The 5,660-nt window shown below is 75.6% G+C and carries 2 protein-coding genes; one reads left to right on the top strand and one right to left on the bottom strand.

Annotated elements, in window-relative coordinates; genetic code table 11:
- Positions 1-342: 342 nt before the first annotated feature.
- Positions 343-2,649 carry an asparagine synthase-related protein gene (locus ACWERV_RS36345; RefSeq protein WP_452941130.1) on the bottom strand — a complete coding sequence of 769 codons (2,307 nt, stop codon included), beginning with the start codon at positions 2,647-2,649 and terminating at the stop codon, positions 343-345.
- A 1,268-nt stretch (positions 2,650-3,917) separates the two neighbouring features.
- Here ACWERV_RS36345 and ACWERV_RS36340 point away from each other — a divergent pair.
- The gene (locus ACWERV_RS36340) at positions 3,918-5,333 is read left to right on the top strand and encodes an MFS transporter (protein ID WP_398176236.1); all 1,416 of its coding nucleotides are present in this window, start codon (positions 3,918-3,920) and stop codon (positions 5,331-5,333) included.
- The last annotated feature ends 327 nt before the right edge of the window (positions 5,334-5,660 follow it).

The raw sequence follows: 5,660 nt of genomic DNA, 5'->3' as shown, positions 1-5,660 counted from the left end.
GTCGACTACCCGCGCCCCGGTGGGGGCTTGTCGCGCAGTTCCCCGCGCCCCTAAAAAACGGATCCCCGGCGCGGCACGCACAGCCCAAAAACGGGTGCCCCGCGCAGCACGCGCACCCCGAAAAACGAGCACCCTCGCGCAGCACGCGCACCCAAAAACGTTCGTCCCGCGCGGCACGCGCAGCCCCAAAACGGGTCCCCCACGCCGCACGCGCACCCCGAAAAACGCGTGCCCAGCGCGGCAGTCGCGCACCCCAAAACGCGTCCCCCCCACCGCATCGCGCAGCCTCACCCGCGGCAGCGGGACGCGCCGCACGTGCGGGCAGTGCGCGGACGTGCCGTCCTACAGGGAGAGTCGCTGCACCCCGCTCGCAACTGCCCGCCGCCCAGGCGAATCCGTGCCGGTCCAGCAGGAACCCCGCCGGGCCAGCAGTCTGCGGAGCCACAGTTCGACGGCGACGATGTCGCCGAGGCCCTCCAGGGGGGCGCCGGAGGTCGCGGCGGCGTGGAGGGCGGCGCGGACGACGCGGGCGTCGACGAGGCCCGCGTCGGCGAGGAGGGGCGCGCGGAAGAGGTCGATCAGGGGGTCGGCGGCGGAGCGCATTCCGGCGCGGGCGGCGGCGGCCGCGGACGCGGAGGAGTGCGAGGCGGCGCCCCACCCCGCGGGCAGCGCCCGTACGCCCGCGCTGGCCAGTACGTCGCGGAGGATCTCCGCGCGCGCCCCGGGGCGTACCCGGAGTGCGCCGGGCAGTGCGCGTGCCGCCCGGACGACCGCGTTGTCGAGGTAGGGCGCGTGCAGGCGCTGGCTGGGGACGGCGGCGGCCTGCTCCAGGACGCGGAAGTCGGCGGCGTGCCGGGCGAGGACGGCGCGGGCGCGCCGTTCGCCGGGGCGTTCGATGGGCCAGGGCCGCCGCGCGGCGTCCTGGAGCCGTACGGAGACCTCGGCGAGCGCCTCGCCGGTGAGCCAGCGGGCGGCGGGCCCCGGCCGTACCCAGGCCATCGCGGCGAGGGAGGCGCCGATCGGCCCGTCGCCGGGCTGTTCCTCGGCGGGTCCGGCGCCCGCGGCGTACCGCAGCAGCAGGGCCGCGGTGTCGGTGACGCCCTGCTGGTAGGGGGTGCGGGCGAGGCGCCGGGCGGCGCGGTAGACGGTGATGGGCACGGTGAAGGGCACGAGGACGGCGGGCCCGCCCGCCGCGGAGCCGCCCGCGCGGGTGAGGGCGGCGACGGGCCGTACGAGGTGGCGTCGGCGGCGGTCCATGAGGAGGTCGGCGAGCCGCGCGGGATGGGCGTCGAGGACCTGCCGGGCGCCGAGTCCGATGAGGTGGTCGGCGCCGCCCGCGGAGAGCCGCCGCCGGTGGCGTTCGGCGACGACGAGCGAGGTGGAGGGTTCGTCGGTGAGCGGGACGGGCGGGTTGCCGCCGGTGAGGTCGGCGTAGGGCAGGGCCTCTTCGCCGCCGGCGACGACGACGTGCCGCAGCCGCGGGTCGGCGGCGAGTTCGCCGGCGCGGGCCATCTCGTCCTCGCGCAGGGCGTGTCCGCCGGCGGTGAGGTCGTTGAAGGTGACGGCGAGCAGCCGTTCGCCGGCCGCGGTGCCGGGTGCGCCGGGCAGCATGCCGGGCATGCCGGGCAGTCCGGCGGCGAGCAGCGCGAGGGTCGCGGAGGCGGAGCCGCCGGAGAGGTCGGCGCCGATGCCGGGCGCGGGCGCGTCGGCGAACCGGCCGTCCGGGCCCGCGGGTTCCCCGGCGAAGGCCGCTTCCGGCACGAACCGCGGCTGGGTGAGCCGCGCCTTCACCGATTCGACGAGCGCGTCCCGTATCGCGGCGATGGCGGCGTCCGCGTCCGCGGAGGTGGCGGGCTGGTGGCCGACGGCGAGGGAGGCGGTGGGCTCGTAGCCGGTGATCTCGGGGGCGCCGTCGCGCAGGGTGAGGGCGTGGCCGGGCGGGACGCGGCGTACGCCGAGGTAGGGGGTGCCGTCGCCGAGGGCTTCGGGCGCGTCGGGGCAGGCGAGCAGCGCGGCGAGGTGGGTGACGTCGAGCCCGGCTTCGATGAGGTCGGCGAGCGGGAGGGCGGCGGTGGCGAAGGCGGTGCCGCGCGAGAAGCGGGTGTGGAAGACCGGGCGGGCACCGGCGAGGTCGCCCAGGACGGTGATGCGGCGGCCGAGTTGGAGGACGGCGGTGTAGCTGCCGGGCCACGCCGTGACGTGCCGCAGCGCGCCGCCGCGGGCCGCTACGAGCCCGAGCCGCAGTTCCGCGTCGCTGGCGGCGCACCGCCCGAAGACCGCGAGCCGCGCGACGCCGTACGTGCCGGTGCCGTTGACGCCACGCCCGTTCGTACGGGACCCGGCGCCGCCGTCGTACGAACCGTACGAGCCGTACGAGCCGTACGAAGTCTGCGCGCCGCCGCCGTAAGCCCCGCCGTACGCGGCCCCGTTGGACGCGGCGGAGCCGTACGCGCCCGCCGGGTCGGCGTGGACGACGCGGACCTCGTCGGGCCGCCAGTCACCCACCGCCCACAGCGGATCGGGGCCGTCCCACAGGAGTTGGGCGCCGACCGGCAGCAGCGTGCGCGCGCTCCCCCCGACCGTGCCGGCCGCGCCGACACCGGGAACGGGACCCGCGGTGGCACTGCTCCACCCCACCAACCACCGCATCGCCGCCTCCACAGGCTGTGGACAGCCGGTGCAGGATCCGACCCACCGCTGACTCGCGCGCGCCTCGCCCCACCATGCCGCCACGTCTGACGTCCGAAAGTCCATGCTGCCACGTGGACGCGCGCAAGGAGGCGCATGAGTGCTCCCGGGTGCGCCGGTTCGTGCGCCGTACACAGCCATGCGGCATATGCGCACCGCCGGGCGGCTCGTGAACGGCCCCGGACACCCCGGGGACGACCCCCTGCGGCACCTCGATCACCCAGCATCCCGCATACGTAATCGGGATGTTGCGGACAGCGACGGAATCCGGAACATACGGCTCAGCCGAAACGTCGCAATCGCGCCAAGTTTTTGGCGCGGCAGCGGCACATGCCGGGCGGGATATGCCGCGTGCCAGGCGGCCGTGGGCACGATCATTTTCCGCCGTCGATCTTCGGCCGTGACTCTGGGAAGCGCACACCGGCGCGGCGCGCGTACGCCGGCGCACAACTCTGGTACGGGCGCGGGCGCCAGGGCGCGTCGAGGGGTACGGCGGAGGGTACGCCGGGGCACGTCATCGCCCCGCCACGCCCTCGACACCCGTGCCGCACACGGCGGTTCGGGCAGGCCCTGAGGGCGGGCGGGGCAGGCCGGGGGCGGCCTGCGCGGGGTGGCGCCGGGGCACTCGGCACCCGGAACACACGGCCCGGGAGACGGCTCAACGCCTCCCGGGCCGGTCCGCCACCCGCGGGGATTGTGGCAGCGGAACTCGCTGGCCCGCCGCACACACCGCCATAGCCGCCTGACGGAAGCGCGGGCCGACCCACGGCTCCTTATGCAACAACCCGCGGTCGGCACGGCCTAGAGCGCACGGCCGGGCGCACGGCCACATATACCGGGAGCACGCGCGGGGCGCCCGTGCGAGCGCGCCCCCGGCCCCCGTCCCGGTGCCGCGCCGGGAACCTCCCGGCACCGCCCCGGGACACATTCGTCCGACCCCTGGGGAGGGTCACGGGCGGCGCTTTCCGGACCAACTCCGCGTTCCCGTAAGGGGCTGGATTCGCGCCATCCGACACGAGACCCTTAACGGTCGGGAGGCGGCGAACTACGCTGGGTGTATCCGGTTCGCACACGTACGTGCGGCTCGGACATCCGGCTCAGGCACCGCACTCGCCGCCAACAGGGCCCCGCGGTGGCTGAATCGGGCACCAGGGGAGGGTGACCCCCGCCACCCCGACGACCGACCAGGCCCGCCGGCCTGCCCCAGCGGCATCACGAGGTGAACCGCAGTGAACAGAGAACACCGCGGGCCGAACGAGAAACTCGGCGCCCTTCTCGGTCTCGCCGGAATAAGCAACGCCGGTCTCGCCCGCCGCGTCAACGACCTGGGCGCGCAGCGCGGCTTGACGCTGCGCTACGACAAGACGTCCGTCGCCCGCTGGGTCGCCAAGGGCATGGTGCCGCAGGGCGCGGCACCGCACCTCATCGCCGCCGCCATCGCCGGCAAACTCGGGCGGCCCGTCCCCCTGCACGAAATAGGCCTCGCCGACGCCGACCCCGCCCCCGAAGTCGGCCTCGCCTTCCCGCGCGACATCGGCGAAGCCGTCAAGTCCGCCACCGACCTGTGGAAACTCGACCTCGCCGGGCGCCGCGGCCCCGGCGGCAACGGGATCTGGCAGAGCCTCGCCGGATCCTTCGCCGTGAGCGCCTACGTCACGCCCGCCTCCCGCTGGCTCATCACCCCCGCCGACGCGACCGTCGCCCGCGACGCCCCGGCACCCGGCACCGCACACGTCGGCCACACCGACGTCGCCAAACTCCGCGAGGCCGCCGAGGACGCCCGCCGCTGGGACTCCAAGTACGGCGGCGGCGACTGGCGATCCGGCATGGTCCCGGAATGCCTGCGCGTCGAGGCCGCACCGCTGCTGCTCGGCTCCTACAGCGACGACGTCGGCCGCGCCCTCTTCGGCGCCACCGCCGAACTCACCCGGCTCGCCGGCTGGATGGCCTTCGACACCGGCCAGCAGGAAGCCGCCCAGCGCTACTACATCCAGGCCCTCCGGCTCGCCCGCGCCGCCGCCGACGTGCCGCTCGGCGGATACGTCCTCGCCTCCATGTCCCTCCAGGCCACCTACCGCAACTTCGCCGACGAAGGCGTCGACCTCGCCCAGGCCGCCCTCGAACGCAACCGCGGCCTCGCCACCGCCCGCACCATGAGCTTCTTCCACCTCGTCGAAGCCCGCGCCCACGCCAAAGCCGGCGAACCGGCCGCCTGCGGTGCCTCCCTCGCCGCCGCCGAAGCGCTGCTCGAACGCGCCCGCGAAGGCGACGCCGACCCGCACTGGCTCGGCTTCTACTCCTACGACCGGCTCGCCGCCGACGCCGCCGAGTGCTACCGCGACCTCGGCATCCCACGGCAGGTCCAGCGCTTCACCGAGCAGGCGCTCGCCCGGCCCACGGAGGAGTTCGTCCGCTCGCACGGACTGCGGCTCGTCGTCTCCGCCGTCGCCGAGCTCGAATCCGGCAATCTTGACGCGGCCTGTGCGGTGGGGGCGAAGGCGGTGGAGGTCGCGGGCCGCATCTCCTCGGCCCGCACCACGGAGTACGTCCGCGACCTGCTTCACCGTCTTGAGCCGTACGCGGACGAGCCGCGCGTGCTCGAACTCCGCGAACGCGCGCGTCCCCTCCTGGCCGCTCCCGCGTAGGGCCCTTCCCCGGGGTGACCCCCGCCGCCGGACCCGCGCTCGCGCTGCCGCGCGGGGTAGGCCTTCGCGCTGCCGCGCCGGATGAGCGTTTGCGCTGCCGCGCGGGTGAGCGGTGCGCTGCCGCGCGGGGCACCCGTTTTCGGGGTGCGCGTGCGGCGCGGGGTGCCCGTTTTCGGGCTGTGCGTGCCGCGCTGGGGATCCGTTTTTTAGGGGCGCGGGGAACTGCGCGCTCAGCCCCCACCGGGGCGCGGGTAGTCGACCGGCCCGAAGGGGCAGTTCGGTCCGCTCCGGACCACCGGCCGGTGGTGGGTTGCTCGCGCAGTTCCC

It is taken from the genome of Streptomyces sp. NPDC004031, from assembly GCF_053604375.1.
Note: the sequence above shows the minus strand (reverse complement) of the source record. Positions and strands in the feature narration are given on the sequence as shown.

Bases quoted from the DNA above. Each gene is read 5' to 3' on its own strand.
- ACWERV_RS36345 (WP_452941130.1), bottom strand. From the start codon at position 2,649: ATGCGGTGGTTGGTGGGGTGGAGCAGTGCCACCGCGGGTCCCGTTCCC.